We start from the raw sequence: 23080 nt of genomic DNA, 5'->3' as shown, positions 1-23080 counted from the left end.
GACCCGCCATGACCGATGCGAACCGCATCACGCTGTACTATTCGCCCCAGAGCCGCGCCACCGGCACGCGGGTGTTGCTGGAGGAGTTGGGCGCGCCCTATGATCTCCATGTCCTCAACATGAAAGCCGGCGAGCAGCGCAAGCCCGCCTATCTCGCCATCAACCCGCTCGGCAAGGTGCCCGCGGTCCGCCACGGCGAGGCGCTTGTGACCGAGCAGGTCGCGATCACCATCTATCTCGCCGATCTCTTCCCGCAGGCGGGGCTGACGCCCGCGTTGAACGATCCGCTGCGCGGGCCTTACCTGCGCTGGATTGCCTATTACGGCTCATCCTTCGAGCCGGCCCTCATCGACAAGTTCATGCAGCGCGAGCCGGCGCCGATCACGCAATCGCCCTATGCCGATTACGACACCATGCTGGGCGCGCTCGAGGCGCAGCTGGCGAAGGGGCCGTATCTGCTCGGCGAGCGCATGACGGCGGCGGACGTGCTGTGGGGCGTCGCGTTAAGCTGGACCATGATGTTCGGTATCGTGCCGAAGAAGGACGTTTTCGTCCGCTATGCCGAGCGCATGACATCGCGGCCTGCGTTCCAGCGCATCAATGCGGCGGATGAGGAGATGGCCGCGCAGCATGCGGCGGCCGCTGGAGGATGATAGGGTCGCGCGCCCGAGGCGCGCTGGTCGGGACGACAATGCAATATGTGGCGGCATCGTCCCCCACAAGCTCTCAAAACCGCGGCGGCCGCTTCTCCGCGAACGCCTTGATGCCTTCCTTGATCTCGTCGCCGCGCATACTGTCGCGGTGACGCTGGTCGGCGGCGGCTTCGTCCAGCTCCCCGCGAGCGAATTCGTTGATGGCGCGCTTCATGCCGCGCATCGCCTGCGGCGCGTTGCCGGCGAGGATAGTGGCGAGCCTGTCGACCTCCTCGTCCAGGAATTCCAGCGGCTCCACGGCAGTGAGATAGCCGATGCGCAGCATTTCGGGAGCGCTGATCTTCTGCGCGGTCAGAAACAGTTTCTTGGCATTATCGGCGCCGAGCCGGGTCACGTAGCGCTTGATGCCGCTCGGGTAATAATGCAGCCCGAGCCGCGCCGCCGGCATGAACATCTCGGCGGTGTCGACGCCGATGCGGAAATCGCAGGCCAGCGCGAGGTCGGTCGAGCCGCCATAGACGCCGCCGTTGAGCCGGCAGATCGTCGGTACGCCCAAATCCTCGAGCCGATTGACGACCGCCTCGAACGCCGAGCCCGCGCTCTGCTGCTCCTGGGCGCTGACAGCGCGTTCCGCCACCGAGTTGAGATCGTAGCCCGCGGAGAAGGCGCGCCCGGTGCCGGTGAGCACCAGCACGCGGATATCAGGATCGCTCTCGATCCGGTCGAACAATTTGACCAGTTCGCCAAGATCCTCCGCCTGGAGCCGGTTGAGATGCTTTGGTCTGTTGAGGCGGATGGTGGCGCGTGCGCCAGTGATTTCGAGCACGGGGCTGGTCGCGTCGGCTGCGTCCGACATTCTTGTCTCCATTCATGTGTTTTCGAGCGCGCGCCGCTTCGCCTCGGCGTCGATGGTTTCGGCGAGCTCGGGATGTCGCGCCATCAGCACGCGGAAATCGACGAGGTCGAGCACCAACAGCCGCGACACTTTCGTGGTCGAGACATTGGCGCCGCGCCTGTTGTTGCCGAGCAGCGCCATCTCACCGAAGAAGGCGCCCTCGCCGAGCTGCACCTTCTTGCCGGGCAGGTCGACCTCGACCTCGCCGGCGGCGATGAAATATATGCAGTCGCCTTGCGTGTCCTTGCGGATGACTATGGTGCGTGCTGGCAGCTCCATGGTACGCAGCATGTGGGTGACGTCGGCGATGGCCGCAGGCCCGAGCGCCGCGAAGAACGGCACCTTGCTGACGGCTTCCCAGGTCTTGAGGAAATTGTCGCGCCTGGTCTCCGCGGCAAAGCCGGTCGCCAGAATACCGGTCCACAGCCCGAACACGCCGAGGCCGGAGATCATCACCAGCGCCGCCACCATGCGTCCGAGCGGAGTGATCGGCACGACGTCGCCATAGCCCGTCGTCGTCAGTGTGGCGACGGCCCACCATAGCGCGGCAGGGACGCTGCCAAACGTCTGCGGCTGCACGTCCCTTTCCAGGAAATATTCGGCGACCGAGGCGAGGAAGATCACCATCAAGAAGATCACGAGCACGCTGATCAGCGGTCCCGATTCCAGCACCAGCACGCGGCGCAGCTGTCGCAAGCCCGGAATGCCCGGCACCACCTTCAGCACCCAGAGCACGCTGAGCAGCCATGCGGTCTTCGGCTCGACGCCGAGAACCAGCGCAGTCGGCACGGCCAGCGCTCCGACCGCGTCGACGATGCCGGCCGAGGACGACATGTAGAGCGAAAGCCGCCCCTGCCGCGTCATATGGCGCAGCCGGACCAGCCATTCGAATACGAAATAGAGGAGGCAGGCCCACAGCAGGATATCGACCCAGCGGCGCGACGCCTCATAAGCCGGATTGTCCGTCAGCAGCACCATGCTGAGCACGCCAACGCCGACGGCCACATAGGCCGCCTTGGTCATGTTGCGGCCGGCCGTGGCGGCCGCAAACTGGGCCAGAGCGGAGATCAGCGGCTTGGACATGGGGAAGGCGGCTCGGTTCTGGCTCGTGGTCCCGGCTGGGACTTCAGGGCCAAAGTGCCCGCCCGGGCCTAGGCCGTCAACGACGGCCTCGGGCCGCAGCGTCGTCGGGGGCGGACAGTGAAGGCGGGTAAGGTGCCTGGCGGAGCGCCAGGCCGAGACGCTACCTGAAATGCGGTGGCTCGTCGTAGCCGCGGCGGCTGCTGAAAAACAGCAGCACCATCAGGCCAACGCCGACGACGACGGAAAATCCGGCCCCCAGCGCGAGGGCCCAATAGCCTTCCGTCGGGATCGGCTCGCCTTCGACCGCCATGGCGGAATAGGCGAAATAGCCAACCGCCGCCAGCATTCCCAGCAGGAAGATGACGAGGAGTGTACGCATGGCGCGTTCTCCGGTTGCAATCCGGGAGCCAACGGTTGTGGCTGGTGACGGTTCCTGAGTTCCGGCCGTCGACTCCCGGGCAAGACGTCCGTCAGCCCGAGCTGAGGGCATCAAACCCGCGGATCAGGCGCTCTGGGCAGTCTTGACCACCACGACATTGCTGTCGTCGTGCTGGGGCGAGCCGGCATCGCGGGCGGCCTGTTCATTCTCGCTCGCATGACGTTTCAGATAGTCGCGGCGCATCCCGATCTCGTCGCGGACGAGCTCATAGCCCAGCTTGAAGGTATCGAGCCCGTCGGTGCTAATCGTACCATCTCTGAGTCCAATGACGGCCCCGCGCAAGATGCTCTCCAACTCGTCCTGGAGGCACTCGAGCTGATCCAGCGAATGGGCGTGCTCGATCCGCTCGCCGATGTCGAGAATGGCGGTGGAGAGCTCGCTGGCCTTCTCCGGCGCGATCCTCGTGATCTTGGCGTAGATCGCAGCGAAGATCGAGCCGATGATGCTGAGCGCGCCGGCGCCCAGATACATCAGGTCGCTGTACTTATCCATGAACGACTTGGTGTCGTCGTTGATGTAATCGGCGGCGCCCCGATGCGCGATCACGAAGGCGTCCTTCTCGACAGAGGCCGGCTCTATCCTGGTGGCAAAGCCGTTCTCGAGCCCGAGCGCGGATTTGTTCTCGTAGACGATGCGCGCGAGCTCGCCTGCGGTGGTCGGCGACATCCTGGATTGTGCGACCAGGAGCCATTCGAGCCCGATGGTATCGAGATCGTCCTCGGGAATTTGCGGGGACGCCGACAACGTGCCCGCTGTCAGCGTCTCGTCGGAAATGCCCGGGAATTTGCGCGCCAGCGCCTTGGCCTCGTCGATCGCGTTGAGCGTGAAGCCGCCGCGCTTGGCGACCTGCTCATAGGACCTGTCCCTGACAGCTCTGGAGGCGTGGACGATGGCAATCACCGCGCCAAAGCCATTTGTCGGGGCAAACAGCTTGTCGAGCGTTGCGCCCTGCGGCGCCATCTGGATTTTCGTGGCATCGGGGCCGTCGGGGACGTCGAGAACACTGCGGACGAAGGCGAGCGAGGATTCGTTCTCGGCGAGGACCGCGACCTTCTTCTTTTTCAACTCGGCGAGCGACTTGATCTTCTTGTTGCCGGGACCAAGCAGGAGCACGAGATCGTGCTCGAGGATCGCAAGCGTGCGCGCCCGCAGCGGCACTTTCGCGTCCGTGCGCAACACGGCGAGGTCGGCCTGCTTGCGATCGAACTGCGCGATTGCCTTGCCGTTGTCCGCATTGTTGACAATCTTGATCCGAAAGCGCGAGGCGTTGTTCTTCAGGAGAGCGGCGAGCTTGGCCGCGAACAGCGCCTCGTCGCTGTTGGGGCCGCCGACGGCAAAGGTCAGCGTTTCCGAATTGTGCACCAACGTGCGGCCGGCCCAGACGGTGGCAAGCGACAGCAGCAGAGTCAGCACGACGTAGAGGAAGACCTGCTGCTGGTTGGTCTTGATCACTTTGGGGCGCCGGGGCAGCGGCTCGATCGGTGATGCGGTGGGGCCTTCAGCACTCATGGCAGCACTCCGGCCTTATTCTTTGGCTGGCGGCGGCGCGTGGACGGGAAGCGCAGCGGGCGCCTGTAATTCGTAAACGCCTGAAAAAAGAACGTATTTCTCTACCGCCAATGATAGCGCCAAGGTCGCGGAATGCAAATTTCGAGCCGTAGGTAACCTTACCCGGCGCCACCGCGGCGATTGGTCATCTATCACCAGTTAGCCACAGTTGACGATTTTCCGGTTCCCCCCGGCTGCATTCCGCCGCGGGAGATGTCATAAATCAGAGGTCCCGGCCGTTTGACCGGTCCAAGAAGAAGTTGCGCTGAACGCTCCAATTTTTCTTGTCACGTCAATGAAGGGCGTCAGCTTGTCGTTTCCACCCATGTCATCGGCGGTTCCGGTTGAAGCGCTCATTGGCTGGATGCTGCTGCTCACCTTCAAGCACATCATCGCCGATTTCGTCCTCCAGACCGCCTGGATGGCGCAGGGCAAGGACCAGAAGCACGGCTGGGCCCTACCGCTTTTGGTGCACTGCCTCGTTCACCTTGCGGTTGCATTGCCGCTGATCCTGATCGTGGCCCCGAAATTCTGGTTCGTGGCGTTCATCGATTTCGTGATCCACATCACGATCGACCGCGCCAAGGGATTGGTCTCGGCAAATTTCGGTGTCGACATGGCGCACCCCTGGTTCTGGACCCTGATCGGCGTCGACCAAGCACTGCATCACCTCACCGGCTTCGGGCTCTCCATCTTCATGGCGGCGAACTGAGGCCGGGCTTAGCGCGATGCGGGGCAATTCCTGACCGGCATCAAAAAGCCCCGGCCATGCCGCTGTGGCGGCAGTCGCGTTCCCGTGATTCGCGGCCAGGGCGCAAGGACCCCGGGTGACTACCGGGCAGAGTGGTTAACCTTTCGTTAGAGAATTGCGCGGCATCTTCCGTACACGAGGGAGAACTGCAATGTTTTCAAGCCGCGACACCTTTGAAAGCGATTTCTGCCCGGTCCGCGACGAGCTCCTTGGCGAGATGTACCGCGCCAGCGAGAGTGGCCTGCCCAGGTTGGTTGAGAGTGTTTCCCCTGACGCGCGCGCCAGGCTGGCGCTGTTCTGCTATCGCCGCAGCCACCTGCATTCGCTGGCGCTCGCGATCGCTGCAAGCTGTAGCGAGCGCGACCTGATCGAGAACGGCGGCCGTGTCGGTTCGACGCTCTATGCGCTGTCGCGCGCAGGCGCCGCGAAATCCTCGCCGTCGCTGTCGGGGGGGCGCAAGCCGATCACGCTGTCGACCAAGCCGCTCTCGGTGCTGGCCCCGCTCGAGGACGAGCTCGATGACGAGATCAGCGACGAGATCGGCGTAGCCGTTCCGGCTTAGACGGCCTCTAGCGCTGGAAGCCCGAATTTCCGCCGCGCCATCGTGCATTCGGCGTCGCCCGGCATGCAGGTGCGGCACACCTCCGGCCGCACCGCGTAGATGCCGCATGCCGTCGCCGTGCCGATCTCTCCCTTCAGCGCCGAGCAGCGATCGCCCTCGCAGCGCATGCCGGATTGGCGCGCGTTGACGAGCGCCTCCGGAATAGCTGCAAGCTCTTCGTCGCTCTCGATCGAGAAGCGCGGCCAGTTCGCCGAATAGCCGCAGCAAGCACCGCAACTCTGGCAACAGCTCGACGGATCGAGCGGCGAGGTCTGTTCCATCGTGGTCACGTGTCCTTTGGCGGACCCCAGACCAGGCTCTGCCGCCATCTTGCGCGCAGCACGTCGCGCCGCTCCGGATATTTTTCGTCGAGATAGGTTGCCTCCACCACGCGGTCGGTGCGGAAGCTGCGGAAGTCGCTGCGCAGCTCGCACCAAGCCGCGAGCAGGCGCACGGCTTCGAGATAGCCGACCGAAATCGGCCAGATCATACGCTCGCTGGGGCGGCCCTGCTCGTCGCGATAGCGCAACATGATCTTCTTGCCTTCGTGGATCTGGGTGCGCGTGCGCGCCATGTCGAGGCGGTCCGGCTCCCTGTTCCAGCTTGGCCGCGCGCGGCTCGCCGGCTCCAGCACGAAGGGACGCAGGCGCTCGGGGACGGTGTCGGCGATCTTGGCCATCAAATCTTCGGCGGCGCGCGCCAGCGCGGAATCGGCGTGGCCCGCGACCCATTGCGCGCCCAGCACTGCTGCCTCGATCTCGTCGGGCGTCAGCATCAGCGGCGGCAAGTCGAAACCCTTTTCCAGGATGTAGCCCATGCCGGCTTCGCCGCGAATCGGCACGCGCTGGCCGATGAGCGTTGCGATGTCGCGATAGATGGTGCGCTTCGAAGTCTCGAGTTCGGCCGCGATCGCGTCCGCCGTGAGCGGTTTACGCGTACGCCTCAGCACCTGGATGATCTGAAACAGCCGGTCGGCACGTCTCATGACTGGTCTCTTGTTCCTGGTCTTTTCAAAAGGCGGCGCGCGGCTGCTGACAGGATGTTGGCAGCAGGGGAGTTCTATACCGGGACAACACGTCGACTGAAGAGGATTTGTCCATGATCATTCCAACCCATTTCGGCTCGGCCAGTCCGCTGTGGCGCGCCCAGATGTGGCAGGCCCGGGGGCTTAGCCGCCTCGTCTCGTTCGATCTCATGGCTGCTGACCTCCGATTTGCGTTCGCAAGCGTGGTGGCACGCTCGCTGATCCAGGCTGCGGACGCGCTCGTCCACCACATCATGGGCCGCGCCTGGCAGGGGGCCCGTTTCGCAGAAGATATCACGGCTGCTGCCACCATGGTGGCAGCAGCGGGCAGATAGGTTCCGTCAGTTTCGGTAGGTTCAGGAGAGGTTTCATGATCACGCTTTACGGCTTTGGCACCGGCTTCGGCCTGCCGGAAATCAGCCCCTTCGTCACCAAGACGGAGGTGCAGCTCAAGATGGCGGGGTTGCCCTACCGGAAGGAGCGCGCGATGCCGCCCGCTTCGCCCAAGGGGCAGCTGCCCTTCATCGACGACGGCGGCGAGGCGGTGGCCGATTCCACCTTCATCCGCGCCCATATCGAGCGGCGCTACGGCTTCGATTTCGACGCCGGCCTGTCGCTGACCGAGCGCGCACAGGCCTGGGCGTTCGAGCGGATGATCGAGCACCACGTCTATTGGGCGCTGGTCGGGGCGCGTTGGGTCGATCCGGTCAATTTCGCCAAGGGCCCGTCGCATTTCTTCGACGGCGCGCCCGAACATAGCCGTGAGAAGCTGCGCGAGGACGCGCAATTCCGTGTTGCCGAGAATTATCTGCTCTCCGGGTTGGGCCGCCACGCGCCCGACGACGATGTCGATCTCGCCGTACGCTCGCTGTTCGCGCTCGCGGTGCAGCTTGGCGACAAGTCGTATCTGATGGGCAGCAGGCCCTGCGGCGTCGATGCCACCGCTTTCGGCGCACTTGCCGGGATCCTGACGCCGTTCTTCGAATCGGCCTTGCGCAAGCGCGCCGAGGGATTTCCGAACCTCACGACCTATGTCGACCGCATGATGGACACGTATTATCCGGAGTTCGCCTGGACCCCGTTGCGGCAGGCGGCTTGAGGCGCAATTCGCGTCCATCGCTCGCTGCACCTCTCCCGCTTGCGAGAGCTTTGCATAATTGGATGTGCGGGAGTGATTCCCGCTGCCGGGCTTTTTGCGCGGCGTCGATGCTGCTGCCTACCTCAACCGTAAAACAGAAGAGCCGGCCCCTTGGGCCGGCTCTTCTCGTTGCGAAACCTTCGCCGTGGCTACTTCACCAGCGAGTACTTGCCGTTCTTCACCGTGAGCAGGATGCGCGAGCGGTCGTCGAGGCCGTAGCGGTCCTTTTCGGTGAAGTTGTAGACGCCCTGGCTTGCCGCCAATTCCTTCTCCGTCAGCAAAGCCTGACGAATCGCTTCGCGGAATTCCGGCGTGCCGGGCTTGGCCGTCTTCAATGCCGCCGGAATGATGCGCTTGAGGATCTCGAACGCATCGTAGGAATGGCCGGCGAACTGGCTGCGGCTGTTCGGACCGTACTTGGCTTCATAGGCCGAGTTGAGTGCGAGGCCCGGCTTCTTGGTCAGCGCGGTGTCCGGTTGATCTTCCGGGTCCATCACGGGACCCGAGGCCATCAGTACGCCCTCGGCCGCTTTGCCGGCGATGCGGATGAAGTCCATGCTGGCCGCGCCATGGGTCTGGTAGATCAGGCCCTGATAGCCGCGCTCGCGCAGCTCGGTCTGCGGCAGCGCGGCCGCGGTGCCGGAGGCGCCGACCAGGATCGCGTCGGGATTGGCGGCGACGAGTTTCAGCACCTGACCGGTCACCGAGGTGTCGGGACGGGCGAAGCGCTCCTCGTCGACGATGGTGATGCCCATCGGCACGGCCTGGACCTTGAGGTCGTTGAACCAGAGGTCGCCATAGGAGTCGGAATAGCCGATATAGCCGAGGGTCTTCACGCCCTTGGCCTTCATGTGGTCGTACAGCACCTTGCCCACGATCGGGATCGGCTGCGGCATCGCCACCGACCATTTCATGCGCTCCGGCGTAATCGGGAAAGGCGCGAGGCCGAAATGCGGAATGCCGGCCTCGTTGGCGACGTTGGAGACCGCGATGGTCGGCGGCGTCAGCGCCGAGCCCATGATGATGTCGGCCTTGGATTCGGTCACGAAGCGGCGGGCGTTGGTGGTCGCGGTGGTGGGATCGCCGCCGTCGTCGAGCACGATCACCTTCAGCGGCACGCCGCCGATCTCCTTCGGCACGAATTCCAGCGCGTTGCGTTCGGGAATGCCGAGCGCAGCGCCCGGGCCGGTCGTGGTGGTGGTGATGCCGATGGTGATCTCGCTGGTCTGAGCCTGCGCGGGCAGGGCCGGCAGCGCCAGCGCGGCCGCGGTGATGGCAGCGGTCAGGTAAAAGCGTTTCATCTATTCCTCCCTTTACGTTCTTCTTTGAAAGCAGAAATCGGGGGGTAATTCAGCCCCCTCTTTTGGTGATGCGGCGATTTAGCTCCGGGCTCTAACTCCCCGTGAATTTGGCAACCATTTCCGCGGGGAACGGTGCCGATTTCAGCTTGTCGGGGTTAACGGGATCGCGGCCGACCAGGACGCGGGTCTCGAATCCCTCGATCGCCAGCGCGTCACCCTTGTAGACGTTGTGCTTCACCTCGAAGCTCGAGCGCTTGATGCTCTCGATTCTGGTCTCGATCGTGATCCAGTCGCCGTAGGTCGAGGGGATGTAAAACTTGGCCCGCGTGTCGACCATGGGAATCCCCACCAAGCCGTATTTGCGGACCAGATCCTGTTTGGAGAATCCAGCGACCTCGAACAGGGTCGACGTCGAATCGTCGAACATCGCGAAATAGCGCGGGTAGTAGACGATATTGGCGGGGTCGCAATCGCCCCACTGGATCTGGACGTCGCGCCTGTTCACGAACATGCGACGCGCCTTATTTCGGCGCCATGCGCAGCGAGCCGTCGAGGCGCACCACTTCGCCGTTCAGATACGCATTCTCGACCATGTGCAGCGCGAGCGCGGCGAACTCGTCGGCGTTGCCGAGCCGGCGAGGGAAGGGGATCGCGGCGGCGAGCGAATCCTGGGCTTCCTGCGGCAGGTTGGCGAGCAGCGGCGTGAGGAACAGGCCCGGCGCGATCGTCAACACGCGGACGCCGAATTGTGCGAGCTCGCGCGCGATCGGCAGCGTCATGCCGACGATGCCGCCCTTCGAGGCCGAATAGGCGGACTGGCCGATCTGGCCGTCATAGGCGGCGACCGAGGCGGTGTTGATGATGACGCCGCGCTCGCCGGTTGCCTGCGGTTCGAGCTTGGACATCTCGGCGGCGGCAAGGCGCAGCATATTGAAGGTGCCGATCAGATTGACCTTGATCACCTTGTCGAAATCGGCGAGCGCCATCGGACCGTCGCGGCCGACCACGCGTTTTGCAACGCCGATGCCGGCGCAATTGACCAGCACGCGGGCCGGGCCGTGGGCCTTGGTCGCCTGCGCGATGGCGGCCTCGGCCGAGGCGGCATCGGAAACATCGCAGGTCACGGCCACGCCCTTGATCTCGGCGGCAACCGTCTCCGCGAGCTTGGCATTGAGGTCGCACACCGCGACCTTGGCGCCCTGCGCCGCCAGTTTTCGCGCGGTCGCCGCGCCCAATCCCGATGCGCCGCCGGTGACGATGGCTGCCTGATCCTTCAACAACATGGCGTTCTCCTATAGAGATGGTTTCTTACCCGACCGATATCACACGGTCCGATGGATTGGCAGCATAGAGCTCGTCGATCAATGCAGCGCGATGCTCCAGCACGGCGCGCTGGTTGATCGAGCCCTTGTCGGTGACCTCGCCCTTGTCGATCGAGAGCGGCGTGTCCATCAGGATCGCGCGCGTGATCCGTGTCGAGGAGCCGGTCGCCGAAGACAGGAAACCCGTCAGGCGTTCGCGGAACGCCTCGCGCACGAGCCGGTCGCGCGCAGCGACGACGAGATCGTCGGCGGGCAGCGTCGGATTGATCAGCCGGCAACCGTCGAGGTCGAGCACCACGAGCGCGGAGATCTCGTCACGGTTGATGCCGGCGATGACGACATCGCGCACCAGCGGCGCGCAGGCCGCAACGAAGCGCGCGCGCAAGGGTCCGACACTGACCCAGGTGCCGCTGGCGAGCTTGAAGTCTTCACTGACGCGCCCGTCGAAGTCGAAGCCGGCGTTGAGATCGTTGGGATCGGCGGGCTTGAGCGCGTCGCCCAGCTTGTAAAATCCTTCCTCGTCGAAGGACTTCGCGCTGATGTCGGGCTGGCGCCAGTAGCCGGGCATCACGTTCGGCCCCTTGGCGCGGACCTCGAGCTTGCCGTTGTTCGGCACCAGTTTTGCGTCATTGCCTGACACCGGGAGCCCGACATGGCCGGAGCGGCTGGTGCGCGGATTGACCGACATGAAGAACGGCGCGGTCTCGGTGGCACCTAAGCCGGTCAGCATCGGCACGCGATAGCCCTTCTCCTTCACCGCGAGCTCGTCGAGGCTGTTCCAGACGAAGGGCGACAGCGCCGCGCCGGAGAAGAACATCGCATGCAGCCGGTCGAAGAACTTTGCGCGCAGGCCCTGGTCGTCGCGCAAATACGGCAGCAGCGATTCGTAGCCTTTGGGTACGTTGAAATAGACCGTCGGCGAAATCTCCTGGAGATTGCGCACCGTTTCCTCGATGCCGCCGGGCACCGGCTTGCCGGCGTCCAGATACATCGAGCCGCCGTTGTAGAGCGTCAGCCCGATATTGTGGTTGCCGCCAAAAGTGTGATTCCAGGGCAGCCAGTCGACGATGACGGGCGGCTCGTCCTTGAGGAAGGCGAGCGTCTCGCGCAGCATCACCTGGTTGGCGCAGATCATGCGCTGGGTGTTGATGACGGCCTTGGGATTGCCGGTCGAGCCCGATGTCAGCAGGAACTTTGCGATCGTGTCGGGGCCGATCCTGCCGTGGACGCCGTCGAGATCGCTGCGGATCGGCGTGGCCATGAGCTCGGCGAGCAGGGTGACGTCGCGGCCCGGCACCTTGCCATAGGACGCGGCGATCTCGGTGCCGAGCGAGACATTGGCGGCGAGCGCACCCGCGAACTTGTCGGCATCCTCCGCGAAGACGAGGCCGGGCGTCAGCAGCTTCATCAGATAGGACAGCTTGCCATAGTCCTTTGACACCAGCGAGTAGGCCGGCGACACCGGGCAGAACGGAATGCCGGCATAGAACGCGCCGAAGGCGAGCAGTGCGTGGTCGATCGAATTGCCGGAGAGAATGACGACCGGCCGCTCCGCCGACAGGCCGCGCGCGATCAGGCTTGATGCGATGTGCCGGCTCGCCGTGAGCAGCTCGGCATAGGTGATCTTGCGCCAGCCGCGGCCGCCTTCGCGCTCGGCCATGAAGACGCGGTCGGGCGTCGTGTTCGCCCAATGATGCAGGCGGTCGGTGATGCGGAGGGGATAGTCGCCGAGCGGCTGCTTTGGCCTGAGATAGATCGTGCCGTCGTCGCGGCGCTCGATATGGACGACGGGATCGCCGAACGAGATGGGCCGCAGCGGGAAAGTGCTCGCGCCGCGCTCCGTGCTAGAAGAGGACGGCTGCGCGCTCATGACTTCGGCTTCACCTTTGCGGTCTTGTGTTCGAGGAACTCGCGGATCCTGCGCTTGGCCTCTTTGTCGCTCTGCGCGACGGTCGCCATCAGCGATTCCATGAGCAGGCCGGTCTGCGGATTGGCCTCCGCGATCATCGGCAGAGCCTGGAGCACGGCAAAATTCGTCAGCGGCGCGTTGGAGGCGACCTTGGTCGCAAGCTCCAACGCCTTGCCGAGCCCGTTACCGGCATCCGTCAGATATTGCGCAAAGCCGTAGGAGGCGCCTTCGGTCGCGCTATAGACCCGGCCGGTCAGCATCATGTCCATCATCCTGGCGACCCCGATCAGCCGCGGCAGGCGCACCGAGCCGCCACCACCGACGAAGATGCCGCGCTGCCCCTCCGGCAGGGCGAAATAGGTCGAGGGCTCGGCGACACGGATGTGCGCGGCGCAGGCGAGCTCCAGCCCGCCGCCGATCACGGCCCCGCTGAGCGCGGCGATCACGGGCACGCGGCTATACTGGATGCGGTCGAACACCCGGTGCCACATCTGGGAATGGAGCAGGCCGCCGGTCGCGTCATGCTCGGTCAGCTCGGACAAATCGAGACCGCTGGAGAAATGGTCACCGATGCCGTGAATGACGACCGCGCCGATGTCGTCGGGCAGGGACGCAAAACACTCGCCGATTTCCAGGATGATGCCGTCATTGAGTGCGTTGCGCTTGGCCGGCCGGTTCAGACCCACGGTCAGAACCCGGTCCGCGCGCTCGATCCTCAACAGCCCGGAGGCGCCCGCCTTAGCGGTCTCGGCGTTTCCCTGTGTCATTTGCGTCCTTGTCAGAATAGTTATGTTGTATAACGAATTTTGGGGGAGTCAAGGCGGGGGCGGTCCAGACGCGCCAGAATGCTGCTTCAAAACGCGACGTCGCCCGGCGAAGGCCGAAACCCATACCCCCAGGGAGCACTTTGGCGAAGACCCCTTGCCCGGTACTCCGGCCGTCTACAATCGATGGATCCGCGGTAGGGGTCCGGGCCTTCGCCAGGAGGACGGCGGGGCGTGTCTTACATCACCTGGTGCACATCAATCACCACGCGGCCGGCATGCCGGGCGGCTGAGGCCACGAAGATATGTTCCATCAGCCAGCGATAGGTCTCGTCGCCGGTCTCGAATCTCGGCACGGTGCGGAAATAGATCAGCTTCGGATCGACCGGCTCGCCGCGCTTGAGCTTTTGCAGCAGCTCCACCGGGCCGAAGCGCATGCCCTTGTTCTCGACATAGACGGTCGCGCCGTCGTCGGTCTGGAAGGCGTATCTGGCTTCGAGGTCGATCAGCTCGTTGGGACGGATGGTCTGGAAGTCCGCGCCGAAGGGGAGCACACGACCGGCGATCGCGCCCGTCACCTCGCCGCCGATGATCGGAATGATGCGTCGCACGCCGATCCCGGTCTCGCCGGCGCTGACGACGTCGCCGATTTTTGCCGTGATGGTGAAGACGTACTTTGTCTCGAGCGTCGGTGTGGTCATCGCGTCACCTCGTCAATGCGCCATCATCCGCGTCGGCAGCCAGGTTGCCAGCAGCGGGAAGGCGATCAGGATCACGAGGCGCACCAAATCCGTCGCCACGAACGGGATCACGCCCTTGAAGATGGTGGAGAAGGAGACGTCTTTCACCACGCTCTTGATGACGAAGACGTTCATGCCGACCGGCGGGTGGATCAGGCCAAGCTCGACGGTCATGACGATGATGACGCCGAACCAGATCGGGTCGAAACCGAGATGCGTGATCACGGGGAAGATGATCGGCACGGTGAGGATGATCATCGCCATGGCGTCCATCAGGCAGCCGAGCACCAGATACATCACCATGATCAGCGCCAGCACGCCGTAGGGACCGAGGCCGAGCCCGGTGAGGAATTCCGTGACCTTCTGCGGCGTCTGCGTCACCGTCAGGAAGTAGCCGAAGATCAGCGCGCCGATCAGCACCGTGAACACCGCGGCCGCGGTGCGCGTCGCCTGCAGCAGCGAGGCCAGCACCTTCTCGCGGTCGAGCCGGCCCGTCAGCACGCCGATGATGAAGGCGCCGGTGGCGCCGACGCCGCCGGCTTCCGTCGGGGTGAAGCGCGGCAGGAACGGCAGGCCGTACAGGCCGCCGATGACAAACACGAACAGCAGCACCGGCGCCCAGATGTCCTTCAACCCGGCAAAGCGTTCGCGCCACGGCAGCACCTTGCCCTTGGGCAGGAAGTCGGGCCTGACATAGCCGATCAGGCCGATCGTGATCATGTACATGGTCATCGCGAGCAGACCCGGGATGATGCCGGCGATGAAGAGCTTGCCGATGTCCTGCTCGGTGATGATGCCGTAGACCGCGAGCACGGTGGAGGGCGGCAACATCGCACCTAACGTGCCGCCGGCTGCGATCACGCCGGTGGCAAAGGACTGTGGATAGCCGAAGCGGCGCATCTCCGGATAGGCGACGGCGGAGAAGGTCGCGGCGGTCGCGACCGAGGAGCCGCAGATCGCGGCAAAGCCGCCGCAGGCACCGACGGTGGCGATGCCGAGCCCGCCGCGCAGATGCCCGACGAAGCCGTTGGCGGCGCGGAACAGCTCGCGGCTCATGCCGGAATTGCTGACAAAGGAGCCCATCAGCAGGAACATCGGGATGACGCCGAAGGTGTAGTCGGTGACCGTGCGCATCGAGGTCTGGCCAACCAGCTTTAGCGCGGGCGTCGCGCCGACCAGATAGGAGAAACCGGAGACGCCGACGAGGCCCATGGCCATGCCGACGGGCACGCGCAGCAGCATCAGGACAAACAGGGAAACGAAGCCGATTACGGCGACGGCATCGGTGCTCATGATCACTCCGTCGCCTTGATTTTGGGATCGTGCATCTCTTCGGGATGGAAGATCAGCCGGTAGGTGCGAATCGCGATCAGCAGCACGGCGGAGACGTCGCCGATCCATGCGATCGCGAAGAATGGCCAGGTCGGCATGTGCATGTCGAAAGTCTGGACGTTGTCGTTGTAGGTGCCGCGCACCTTGTCGAACAGCGTCCAGGTCTGCACCGTCACGACGAACAGCAGCACCAGCGTTGCGAACACGTCGATCCAGCGCTGATAGCGCGGCCCGACATTGCCCCAGACCAGGTCGACCGTGATGTGGGTGCCGCGATAGGAGGTCGCCGCGATGCCCCAGAAGATCAGGATGCCGAGCAGCATGCGGCCGATATCAAAACTGTCGGGGATCGAATAGTTCAGCGTGTTCCGCAGCAGCACCGACAGGAAGATGTCGAGTGCGACGAGGCCGACAAAGCCTGCCGCGATCCATTCGATCGAGTCGATAAAGCGATCCATCCAGGCGCGCTTCACGGGTGTGTCCTGTCGTGTGCTGTCATCATTTGATCTCGGTGTAGCCGAACTTCACCTCGCCCCGATCGCGGGGAGAGGTCGAATTCGAGCGCAGCTCGAATTCGGGTGAGGGGGAACTCTCCGCGAGTCCATCTGTCACCATCTTTGCGGAAGCAGCCCCTCACCCCAATGCTCTCCCTGTTAGAACGGAGAGAGGGGGTGGATAGAGCGCGCCGCGAAGCACTACTCCGCCAGCGCGTTGTACTTCTTCAGGGATGCCTTCAGATCCGCAAGGGCTGCATCCGGATCGGCGCCGGCCTTCTTGGCGCCGTCGCTCCAGGTCTTCACCAGCGGTTCGGCGGCCTTCTTCCAGGCCGCGGTCTGCTCGCCCGTGAGCTTGTAGACCTCGTGGCTCGATTCCGCCTTCACCTTGTCGATGCCGGCGTCCTCGAACTTGCCCCAGTGCTCGCCGACCGCGCCTGCCATTTCGACCGTGCAATTCTTGTCGATCGCGGCCTTCTGCTTGTCGGACATGGCATTGTACTTGTCCTTATTGATCACGAACACGAAGGTCGTGGTGTAGAGCGGCGCCTCCATGTCGTATTTGGTCACCTTGTCGATGCCGAACAGCACCAGGGAGCCCCAGGGGAAGGTGACGCCGTCAGCGACGCCGCGCTCGATGATGTCGCGCACTTCGGGTGCGGAGGACTGCACATTGGTGCCGCCGAGCGAAGTGACGAAATTCGCCATGGTAGCGTGGGCTGGACGGATCTTCAGGCCCTTCACGTCATCGGGAACCACGATCTTCTTGGTGCGGGAGTGGAATGAGGAGGGCGAGTGGACGAAGGCGAGACAATACTTGACGTCCTTCATCTCTTTCTCGGCATATTTGCGGTACCAGGCATCCAGCCCCATCGAGCCGCCCTTGGCGTCCGAGATCAGGAACGGCAGCTCGCCGGCGCCGATAATTGGGAAGCGGCCGGGCTGGTACCCCGGATTGACATAGGTGACGTCGGCGATGCCGTCGCGCGCCATGTCGTAATGGTCGAAGGCTTTGCCGAGCTGCTGGGCCGGAAACACCTTGCCCTTGATGGTGCCGCCGGAGTCCTTCTCGACCGCGGCCGCCCAGTCTTCCAGCGATTTCTGTAGGGGATGCGAGGCCGGCACCCAGTGCGAGATCTTCAAATCGAAGGTCTTGTCCTGCGCGAGCGCAGGCGTCACGCTTGCTGCCAGCAGCAACGCCAGACAGGCTTTCCTCATCACGCGTCTCTCCCTGTTTTCGACGGCGGGCTTCGATGGCCCCGGTCTCATTAATTAACATGTTATCTAATTGGCCGGCGTGTTCAAGCCGGAACTGACGCATGCCTCGCCGCGCCATCTACGGCAGCCATGTTGCATAGATTTGCCGCGCTGCGGCGACGACCGCTCCCCTTTTGCTCAACGATTATATGATATAATTATCGTCAGCCGGCCGGCGCGACAAGCAGGCCGCGACGAAAGCCTACAGCATCGGAAGGAGCAAGTATTGCGGACAAAAGTCGCAATCATCGGGGCAGGACCGGCCGGATTGTTGCTTGGGCAACTGCTGCACACATATGGCATCGACAATGTCATTCTGGAACGGCAGAGCCCAGATTATGTGCTCGGCCGCATCCGCGCCGGCCTGCTGGAGGAGGGCACCGTTGCGCTGCTCAACCAGATCGGCGCCGGATCGCGGGCACATGCTGAAGGCCTGGTGCATGAGGGCATCGAGCTCGCCTTCTCCGGCCGCCGTCACCGCATCGACATGAAGGCCGCGACTGGCAAGACGATGATGATCTACGGCCAGACCGAGGTCACGCTCGACCTGATGAATGCGCGCAAGGCTGCAGGTCTCATTTCGGTGTACGAGGCCAGGGACGTGCAGCCGCATGATTTCGACGGTGCTCACCCGCGCGTCACCTATGTCAAGGACGGCATCACCCACACGATCGAATGCGATTTTATCGCCGGCTGCGACGGCTTTCACGGCGTCAGCCGCGCCAGTGTCCCAGCCACGGCGGTCGAGGAATTCGAGCGGGTCTATCCGTTCGGCTGGCTCGGCATTTTGTCCGAAACGCCCCCGGTCAGCCACGAGCTGATCTATTCCAATCACGCGCGCGGCTTTGCGCTGTGCACCATGCGCTCGACCAAGCGCAGCCGCTACTATGTGCAGTGCTCGCTCGAAGACCATGTCGACCAATGGCCGGACGAGCGTTTCTGGGACGAATTGAAGCGCCGGCTCGACCAGGAGGCGGCCGACCGCCTCGTCACCGGTCCTTCGATCGAGAAGAGCATCGCGCCCCTGCGCAGCTTCGTCGCCGAGCCGATGCGCTTTGGCCGCATGTTCTTGTGCGGCGATGCCGCGCACATCGTGCCGCCGACCGGGGCCAAGGGGCTGAACCTCGCCGCGAGCGACGCGCATTACCTGTCGAGCGCGCTGCGCGAATTCTATGACGAGAAATCCAGCGCCGGGATCGACGCCTATTCCGCCAAGGCGCTGGCGCGGGTCTGGAAGGCCGTGCGCTTCTCCTGGTGGATGACCTCGATGCTGCACAAATTCCCTGACACCGGCACCATCGGCGCTCGAATCCAGCTCGCCGAGCTCGATTACGTCACGCACTCGCAGGCCGCGATGACGTCGCTGTCGGAGAATTATGTGGGGCTGCCGTTCTAGGACGGTGCGTCCACATCGTCATTGCGCGCCAACGGGTCCGCGCGAAGCGCGGCCCGATGACAGGCTCCGCGAAGCAATCCAGAAATCTCCGCGGAGACAGTCTGGATTGCTTCGTCGCAAGGGCTCCTCGCAATGACGGCGGGATCGTTTCAAACGCCCGCGCAAATCCCGTTTAAAACTTTGTAGGTGATGCGTTCGTCACGTCCATCGCGTTCAATGCCAACGATCAGCAACGCGAGACAGCCATGACCGCACCCGATATCCCCGCTGGCTTCGAGCCGCTCTTTCGCAAGAGCCCTCTCACCGAGCCCTGGGAGCCGCTCTACGCGAAGAAGACCGACAAGGCCGTCATCATCGGCCTGCGGCTGGCGAAGCCGCACACCAACGGCCGCGGCCTGATCCATGGCGGCCTCATCACCGCGCTCGCTGACAATGCTATGGGCTATAGCTGCGCGCAGGCGACAGGCTGGACCACGTCGTTCGTGACGGTCTCGCTCTCGGTCGATTTCGTCGGCTCCGCCGAGATCGGCCATTGGTGTTCGATCGAGAGCGACGTGATCAAGACCGGCAAGACGATCTGCTTCGCACAGTGCCTGATCAAGGCCGACGATACCGTGATCGCGCGGGCGAGCGGGACGTTCCGCGTGGTGCCGAAGAGGGATGACCGTCATTCCGGGGCTCGCGAAGCGAGAACCCGGAATCTCGAGATTCCGGGTTCGGTCCCGCGGAGCGCCCCGGAATGACAGTCATCATCATCATCCGAACCTCCATTGCGTCGTCTCCACTACGAGATCGATGAAGGCGCGCACCTTGGCCGAGAGCAGGCGCGAGGTCGGATAGACGATGTGGATCGGCAGTGCCGGCTGCTCATATTTCGCCAGCACGATTTTGAGCCGCTCGCGCTTCAGTCCTTCGGCGGCCTGATAGGCCAGCACCCGCGTCAGGCCGCCGCCGGCCTCGGCATATTGCAGCGCCGCGTCGGCGCTGTTGCTGATAAAGCGGGGGGCCGGCGTCACCTCGATGTCGCGGCCGTCGCGCAGGAAGCGCCATGCGGACCAAGGGCCGAACTGGATGGTCTGGTGCGAGACGAGGGCCTCCGGCGTCCTGGGTTCGCCGTGACGTTTGAGATAGCCGGGTGCGGCCACCACGATCCGCCGCATCTCGCCGACGTGGCGCGCGACGAGTGAAGAGTCTGCGAGATGGCCGATGCGGACGGCGGCATCGATGGCGTCTTCCACGAGATTGACGAGGTTGTCGGACAGCCGCAATTCGGCTGTGACTTCGGGATAGCGCTTGAGGTAGGCGGTCATTACCGGTCCGACATGAAGCCGGCCAAAGCCGACCGGCGCCGACACCACGAGACGTCCGCTCGGTCGGCTGCGCTCTTGCCGCGCCGAGCCGTCGGCCTCCTCGACGTCGGCGAGGATGCGGCGGGCGCGCTCGAGATAGCGGGTGCCGACGTCGGTCAGCGTCACCTGTCGCGTGGTCCGCTGCAACAGTCGCGCACCGAGATGTTCCTCCAGCGCAGCGATCAGCCGGGTCACTGCCGAGGGCGATAGGCGCAGCTTGCGCGCCGCCGGCGCGAAGCCGCGCAAATCGGCGACGGTGACGAAGACGTGCATGGCTTCCAAGCGATCCATGGCATTATTGCATATATTGCAACGGTGAAGTGTCAAGCGGCCAGATTGTTCTGGGCGTTGGCAAGTCCATCTTAGCTGGCGAAAGACGGAAGAATGCGCCGGAATTTCAGGAGACGTTCCGATGACAGCAGCCCACACCTATGCCAGCGACGTCGCCTTTTCGCCGGCGGTGAAGGCGATTCAGGCGCGCAAGGGCTCGCGAGAGGCCTATGCCCGCGCCGAGCAGCGCGGCTGGCGCACCGAGGTCGACGACAACCTCGCGGCGTTCCTCACTGAGGCCAACAGCTTTTACTTCGCCACTGCCTCGGCGGACGGCCAGCCCTACATCCAGCACCGCGGCGGCCCGAAGGGATTTCTCAAGGTGCTCGACAAGCAGACGCTCGCCTTCACCGACTATGCCGGCAACCAGCAGTTCATCACCCAGGGTAATCTCTCGGAGAATCCCAAGGCCTACATCTTCATGATGGACTACGCCCATCGCCGCCGGGTGAAGATCTGGGGTGAGGCGCGCGTCGTCGAGGACGACGAGGCGCTGATCGCGTCGCTGATGCCGAAGGGCTATCGCGCGCGGCCGGAGCAGGTGATCCTGTTCAAGATCGCGGCGTGGGACACCAACTGCCCGCAGCACATCCCGCAGAAGTTCGATGCGGCGGATGTGGCCGCTGCGCTGGCGGCGAGGGACGCGAGGATTGCGGAGCTGGAAGCGGAGGTTGCGGCGTTGAAGAGCGAGAAGGCGAGCTGAGCTTTTCGCCTGTCCTCGCTTGCCGGGAGAAGGGGGTGCTCCGCGATTGCAACTCGCAGTGATTTTGCGGAGCCAGCGCCGCAGCTATACAGGGCGTGCATATGCAGTGCACGATTCTGGTGGAGGAGTACCGACAGGCGACGATCGGGGAGTATTCGTCGCTCGTGAAGCAAACGGCGAGGCGCGAGTCCAACGTGCAAGCACATACACTGGCCATGTGCATCAAATGCGCGAAATTGCCAGGAGGCGATGTTCTTATTCGAGCTCAAGCAGGAGTTTTTATCGCGCGGACTGGGACCGCCAAGAGTGCTTTCAAGGCGCGCTCCTGCTTGACCATTTGCATGTTTGAGCTTCCCCAGCCAAAGCTCCAATCGATCGACCGCGAGCTCGATGATTCAATTCATGGCATTACTGCCGCCGCCACAAGATCGCCGCTGGCCAGACCTGGACTTTCTGCGGCGAGGTAAATCGCAGCGAGCGCAAGCACCGCGAACGCGGCATATCCAAGCAGGATCAATCCATCGTAACTGCGAGCCGTTAAATCGGAGGAAGTGTTTTGGATGCGATCTGCTATCGTCATGTCAATTACTCCCCGTTGAGAAACACAGTGGTCGCATGCCGAATGGAGCAGCGATGTGGGTTCGCGCGGAACGCTGGTTCGAAGTTTAGCGCGCGACTTCAATTCAATCCGCCAAATCGCACGATGCGGATGTGCTGTCCTGGCGAATTAAGTTGCATGACTTCAGTGTCCGTGGGTCCAGGCAGAAGGTATCCTACGCCGATGAGAGCGAACAGAACGGCGGAGTAGGCCAACGACCAGCCAATCTGCCATCTCCGCCAAAATCTGCGGTCCTTGGGACTTAGCTCGTAGAGGTACTTTCTCCGTTGAGGCTCCAAATATTCTCTCATTTGACGCTCCATCATCGGCCCCCGTCTTGCGGATCCCTGCTCGCCTCCACATCGTCAGACCGACAATGGTCAGACATCCGAGCGTGTTAAGCGCGAAAATGGTCGCCATCGCAGCGTCATGCGAGACGATCATGGCGTAGCTTACAGTCGCTATATTTGCGGCGGAGAACAGCAGCCAGGTAAAGACTGAAACTGCCTCGGCGCCATTGCTGTCGCGGTGGACGCGCACGATCTGGGGAAAATAGCCCAACAGTCTCGCTGTGTTCAAAAATGCGAATGCGCCAAACGAGTAATCTGCCAAAGTCATGTCTGCACTCCAAATATCCGAGTATCCTGCGCTTTTCTGTGAACCAGCTCATAAGGCTCGGGAGCAGAAGAGGCCAAATTTGTCCTTCACGTAGCTCTTCGAATTGCCGGCAAATCATCGGCAATGGGAGTTCCCAAATGTCTTGCGATCGTTGGCCTCTGCGCAAGATCGATCCGGGCACGGAATGTGCCAAAGGCAAGATCGATCCTGGCTCCCGCCCTTTGCACAAGTCTTCGCATCGGCCAGTTGTCGCTCGCGTAGATAAGATCAACGCTTCGAGCATCCATATTCAAGGCGTGAAGCATCGACGCATTCAGCAGGCGCCTGCCCATTCCACGCCGACGCGATCCTCGCTCTACCACCATCAGAAGCTCCATCACGTCGGAGCCGCCGCGCCGATAGAGCTCCAGCATCCCGCGAAGCCTCTGTTCGGAGAAGATTCCGAGCATGAGCGCAGCATTGTCGAGTGCGCTGATCGCATGAAGATCAAGCACCGCGTCAGAGACCGGCACGCCAAACCGGCGGCAGCGGGTCTCAGCATCGAGCGTGGACAAGAATGCCTGCACCAATGGAAGCTGCCGAATGTCGAGCTGACAGATGTCAGGATCATAGTGTTGGGGGTTGGACCACAACAGCACGTCCATGTCTGCTCGCGCGATTCCTCTAATCGCCGCCATTGGTGCCCCTTTGAGCGAATGCTGGAATTGCCCAAGTGTACCGATGTTCAGTTAACTTGGCCCGGTGCGGAAAAATTCCCGGTGGCCACCAGAAATCTTTTTCGCCGGGGCTTGGGAATAAACAACGGCGTCTTCGAGTCCAGTTGTGCCGTTAGATT

26 protein-coding genes and 1 pseudogene are annotated in these 23080 nt (G+C 63.3%); 8 read left to right on the top strand and 19 right to left on the bottom strand.

Annotation, left to right across the window (positions count from 1 at the left end; genetic code table 11):
• The first annotated feature begins 8 nt into the window (after positions 1-8).
• Entirely contained in the window at positions 9-653 is a 645-nt protein-coding gene (locus IVA91_RS19945) for a glutathione S-transferase family protein (protein WP_247277909.1), read from the top strand.
• Positions 654-726: 73 nt separating this feature from the next.
• Here the strand turns inward: IVA91_RS19945 and IVA91_RS19940 are convergent, their stop codons facing one another.
• The 4 genes from IVA91_RS19940 to IVA91_RS19925 all read right to left on the bottom strand — a co-directional run bounded on the left by IVA91_RS19940 (position 727) and on the right by IVA91_RS19925 (position 4579).
• Positions 727-1509 carry an enoyl-CoA hydratase/isomerase family protein gene (locus IVA91_RS19940; protein WP_247277908.1) on the bottom strand — a complete coding sequence of 261 codons (783 nt, stop codon included), beginning with the start codon at positions 1507-1509 and terminating at the stop codon, positions 727-729.
• 12 nt (positions 1510-1521) lie between these two features.
• Positions 1522-2631, bottom strand: a complete 1110-nt coding sequence (locus tag IVA91_RS19935) for a cyclic nucleotide-gated ion channel (protein WP_247277907.1) — start codon at positions 2629-2631, stop codon at positions 1522-1524.
• A 160-nt stretch (positions 2632-2791) separates the two neighbouring features.
• On the bottom strand, positions 2792-3010 hold the full coding sequence (locus tag IVA91_RS19930; protein ID WP_247277906.1) for a hypothetical protein: 219 nt from the start codon (positions 3008-3010) through the stop codon (positions 2792-2794).
• Positions 3011-3133: 123 nt separating this feature from the next.
• A complete protein-coding gene (locus tag IVA91_RS19925; RefSeq protein ID WP_247459093.1) occupies positions 3134-4579 on the bottom strand; it encodes a TAXI family TRAP transporter solute-binding subunit in 1446 nt (481 codons plus the stop codon).
• Positions 4580-4982: 403 nt separating this feature from the next.
• Between IVA91_RS19925 and IVA91_RS19920 the strand changes: the two genes are divergently transcribed.
• Together IVA91_RS19920 and IVA91_RS19915 are read left to right on the top strand one after the other, a co-directional pair.
• Positions 4983-5330 (top strand): DUF3307 domain-containing protein, encoded by a 348-nt coding sequence (locus IVA91_RS19920; protein WP_247277938.1) that lies wholly within the window; start codon positions 4983-4985, stop codon positions 5328-5330.
• A gap of 190 nt (positions 5331-5520) precedes the next feature.
• Positions 5521-5931 (top strand): hypothetical protein, encoded by a 411-nt coding sequence (locus IVA91_RS19915; protein WP_247277904.1) that lies wholly within the window; start codon positions 5521-5523, stop codon positions 5929-5931.
• On the opposite strand, the gene IVA91_RS19910 is transcribed toward IVA91_RS19915, so the two are convergent.
• Together IVA91_RS19910 and IVA91_RS19905 are read right to left on the bottom strand one after the other, a co-directional pair.
• On the bottom strand, positions 5928-6251 hold the full coding sequence (locus IVA91_RS19910) for a YkgJ family cysteine cluster protein (RefSeq protein WP_247277903.1): 324 nt from the start codon (positions 6249-6251) through the stop codon (positions 5928-5930). The genes IVA91_RS19915 and IVA91_RS19910 overlap by 4 nt on opposite strands.
• 5 nt (positions 6252-6256) lie before the next feature.
• Positions 6257-6955: a YafY family protein gene (locus IVA91_RS19905; RefSeq protein ID WP_247277902.1), complete on the bottom strand. Its 699-nt coding sequence runs from the start codon at positions 6953-6955 to the stop codon at positions 6257-6259.
• 113 nt (positions 6956-7068) lie between these two features.
• On the opposite strand from IVA91_RS19905, the gene IVA91_RS19900 reads away from it, so the two are divergent.
• Positions 7069-7329, top strand: a complete 261-nt coding sequence (locus tag IVA91_RS19900) for a hypothetical protein (RefSeq protein WP_247277901.1) — start codon at positions 7069-7071, stop codon at positions 7327-7329.
• A 35-nt stretch (positions 7330-7364) separates the two neighbouring features.
• Entirely contained in the window at positions 7365-8093 is a 729-nt protein-coding gene (locus tag IVA91_RS19895) for a glutathione S-transferase family protein (protein WP_247277900.1), read from the top strand.
• Between the two features lie 188 nt (positions 8094-8281).
• On the opposite strand, the gene IVA91_RS19890 is transcribed toward IVA91_RS19895, so the two are convergent.
• The 9 genes from IVA91_RS19890 to IVA91_RS19850 all read right to left on the bottom strand — a co-directional run bounded on the left by IVA91_RS19890 (position 8282) and on the right by IVA91_RS19850 (position 17212).
• Positions 8282-9433, bottom strand: coding sequence for an ABC transporter substrate-binding protein (locus IVA91_RS19890; protein ID WP_247277899.1), 1152 nt, complete (start codon positions 9431-9433; stop codon positions 8282-8284).
• A 91-nt stretch (positions 9434-9524) separates the two neighbouring features.
• The gene (locus IVA91_RS19885) at positions 9525-9944 is read right to left on the bottom strand and encodes a thioesterase family protein (protein WP_247277898.1); all 420 of its coding nucleotides are present in this window, start codon (positions 9942-9944) and stop codon (positions 9525-9527) included.
• 10 nt (positions 9945-9954) lie between these two features.
• Positions 9955-10716 carry an SDR family NAD(P)-dependent oxidoreductase gene (locus IVA91_RS19880; RefSeq protein ID WP_247277897.1) on the bottom strand — a complete coding sequence of 254 codons (762 nt, stop codon included), beginning with the start codon at positions 10714-10716 and terminating at the stop codon, positions 9955-9957.
• 25 nt (positions 10717-10741) lie between these two features.
• Positions 10742-12625: a feruloyl-CoA synthase gene (locus IVA91_RS19875; protein WP_247277896.1), complete on the bottom strand. Its 1884-nt coding sequence runs from the start codon at positions 12623-12625 to the stop codon at positions 10742-10744.
• The gene (locus IVA91_RS19870) at positions 12622-13431 is read right to left on the bottom strand and encodes a crotonase/enoyl-CoA hydratase family protein (protein WP_247277895.1); all 810 of its coding nucleotides are present in this window, start codon (positions 13429-13431) and stop codon (positions 12622-12624) included. The genes IVA91_RS19875 and IVA91_RS19870 overlap by 4 nt, the downstream gene beginning before the upstream one ends.
• A 236-nt stretch (positions 13432-13667) precedes the next feature.
• The gene (locus tag IVA91_RS19865) at positions 13668-14129 is read right to left on the bottom strand and encodes a DUF3237 domain-containing protein (RefSeq protein ID WP_247277894.1); all 462 of its coding nucleotides are present in this window, start codon (positions 14127-14129) and stop codon (positions 13668-13670) included.
• Positions 14130-14141: 12 nt separating this feature from the next.
• Positions 14142-15461 carry a TRAP transporter permease gene (locus tag IVA91_RS19860; RefSeq protein ID WP_247277893.1) on the bottom strand — a complete coding sequence of 440 codons (1320 nt, stop codon included), beginning with the start codon at positions 15459-15461 and terminating at the stop codon, positions 14142-14144.
• Between the two features lie 2 nt (positions 15462-15463).
• Complete coding sequence (locus IVA91_RS19855; protein WP_247277892.1) at positions 15464-15973, bottom strand: TRAP transporter small permease; 510 nt, start codon at positions 15971-15973, stop codon at positions 15464-15466.
• A gap of 222 nt (positions 15974-16195) precedes the next feature.
• Complete coding sequence (locus tag IVA91_RS19850; RefSeq protein ID WP_247277891.1) at positions 16196-17212, bottom strand: TRAP transporter substrate-binding protein; 1017 nt, start codon at positions 17210-17212, stop codon at positions 16196-16198.
• Between the two features lie 265 nt (positions 17213-17477).
• Here IVA91_RS19850 and pobA point away from each other — a divergent pair, with 265 nt between their 5' ends.
• Together pobA and IVA91_RS19840 are read left to right on the top strand one after the other, a co-directional pair.
• Complete coding sequence (gene pobA / locus IVA91_RS19845; protein ID WP_247459092.1) at positions 17478-18647, top strand: 4-hydroxybenzoate 3-monooxygenase; 1170 nt, start codon at positions 17478-17480, stop codon at positions 18645-18647.
• 245 nt (positions 18648-18892) lie between these two features.
• Positions 18893-19306 (top strand): annotated as a pseudogene (locus IVA91_RS19840) (PaaI family thioesterase); the annotation flags it as partial.
• Positions 19307-19402: 96 nt separating this feature from the next.
• Here the strand turns inward: IVA91_RS19840 and IVA91_RS19835 are convergent.
• Positions 19403-20287: a LysR family transcriptional regulator gene (locus IVA91_RS19835; RefSeq protein ID WP_247277889.1), complete on the bottom strand. Its 885-nt coding sequence runs from the start codon at positions 20285-20287 to the stop codon at positions 19403-19405.
• A 121-nt stretch (positions 20288-20408) separates the two neighbouring features.
• Here IVA91_RS19835 and IVA91_RS19830 point away from each other — a divergent pair, with 121 nt between their 5' ends.
• Positions 20409-21029, top strand: a complete 621-nt coding sequence (locus IVA91_RS19830) for a pyridoxamine 5'-phosphate oxidase family protein (RefSeq protein WP_247277888.1) — start codon at positions 20409-20411, stop codon at positions 21027-21029.
• A 400-nt stretch (positions 21030-21429) separates the two neighbouring features.
• On the opposite strand, the gene IVA91_RS19825 is transcribed toward IVA91_RS19830, so the two are convergent.
• From IVA91_RS19825 to IVA91_RS19815, 3 genes are all read right to left on the bottom strand, one after another.
• Positions 21430-21609 carry a hypothetical protein gene (locus IVA91_RS19825; RefSeq protein ID WP_247277887.1) on the bottom strand — a complete coding sequence of 60 codons (180 nt, stop codon included), beginning with the start codon at positions 21607-21609 and terminating at the stop codon, positions 21430-21432.
• Between the two features lie 162 nt (positions 21610-21771).
• Entirely contained in the window at positions 21772-22245 is a 474-nt protein-coding gene (locus IVA91_RS19820) for a hypothetical protein (RefSeq protein ID WP_247277886.1), read from the bottom strand.
• An 86-nt stretch (positions 22246-22331) separates the two neighbouring features.
• Positions 22332-22889 (bottom strand): GNAT family N-acetyltransferase, encoded by a 558-nt coding sequence (locus IVA91_RS19815; protein ID WP_247277885.1) that lies wholly within the window; start codon positions 22887-22889, stop codon positions 22332-22334.
• Between the last annotated feature and the right edge of the window lie 191 nt (positions 22890-23080).

Source organism: Bradyrhizobium sp. 153, assembly GCF_023073835.1.
Lineage (GTDB): Bacteria > Pseudomonadota > Alphaproteobacteria > Rhizobiales > Xanthobacteraceae > Bradyrhizobium.
This window is presented reverse-complemented; position numbering and strand designations above follow the sequence as displayed.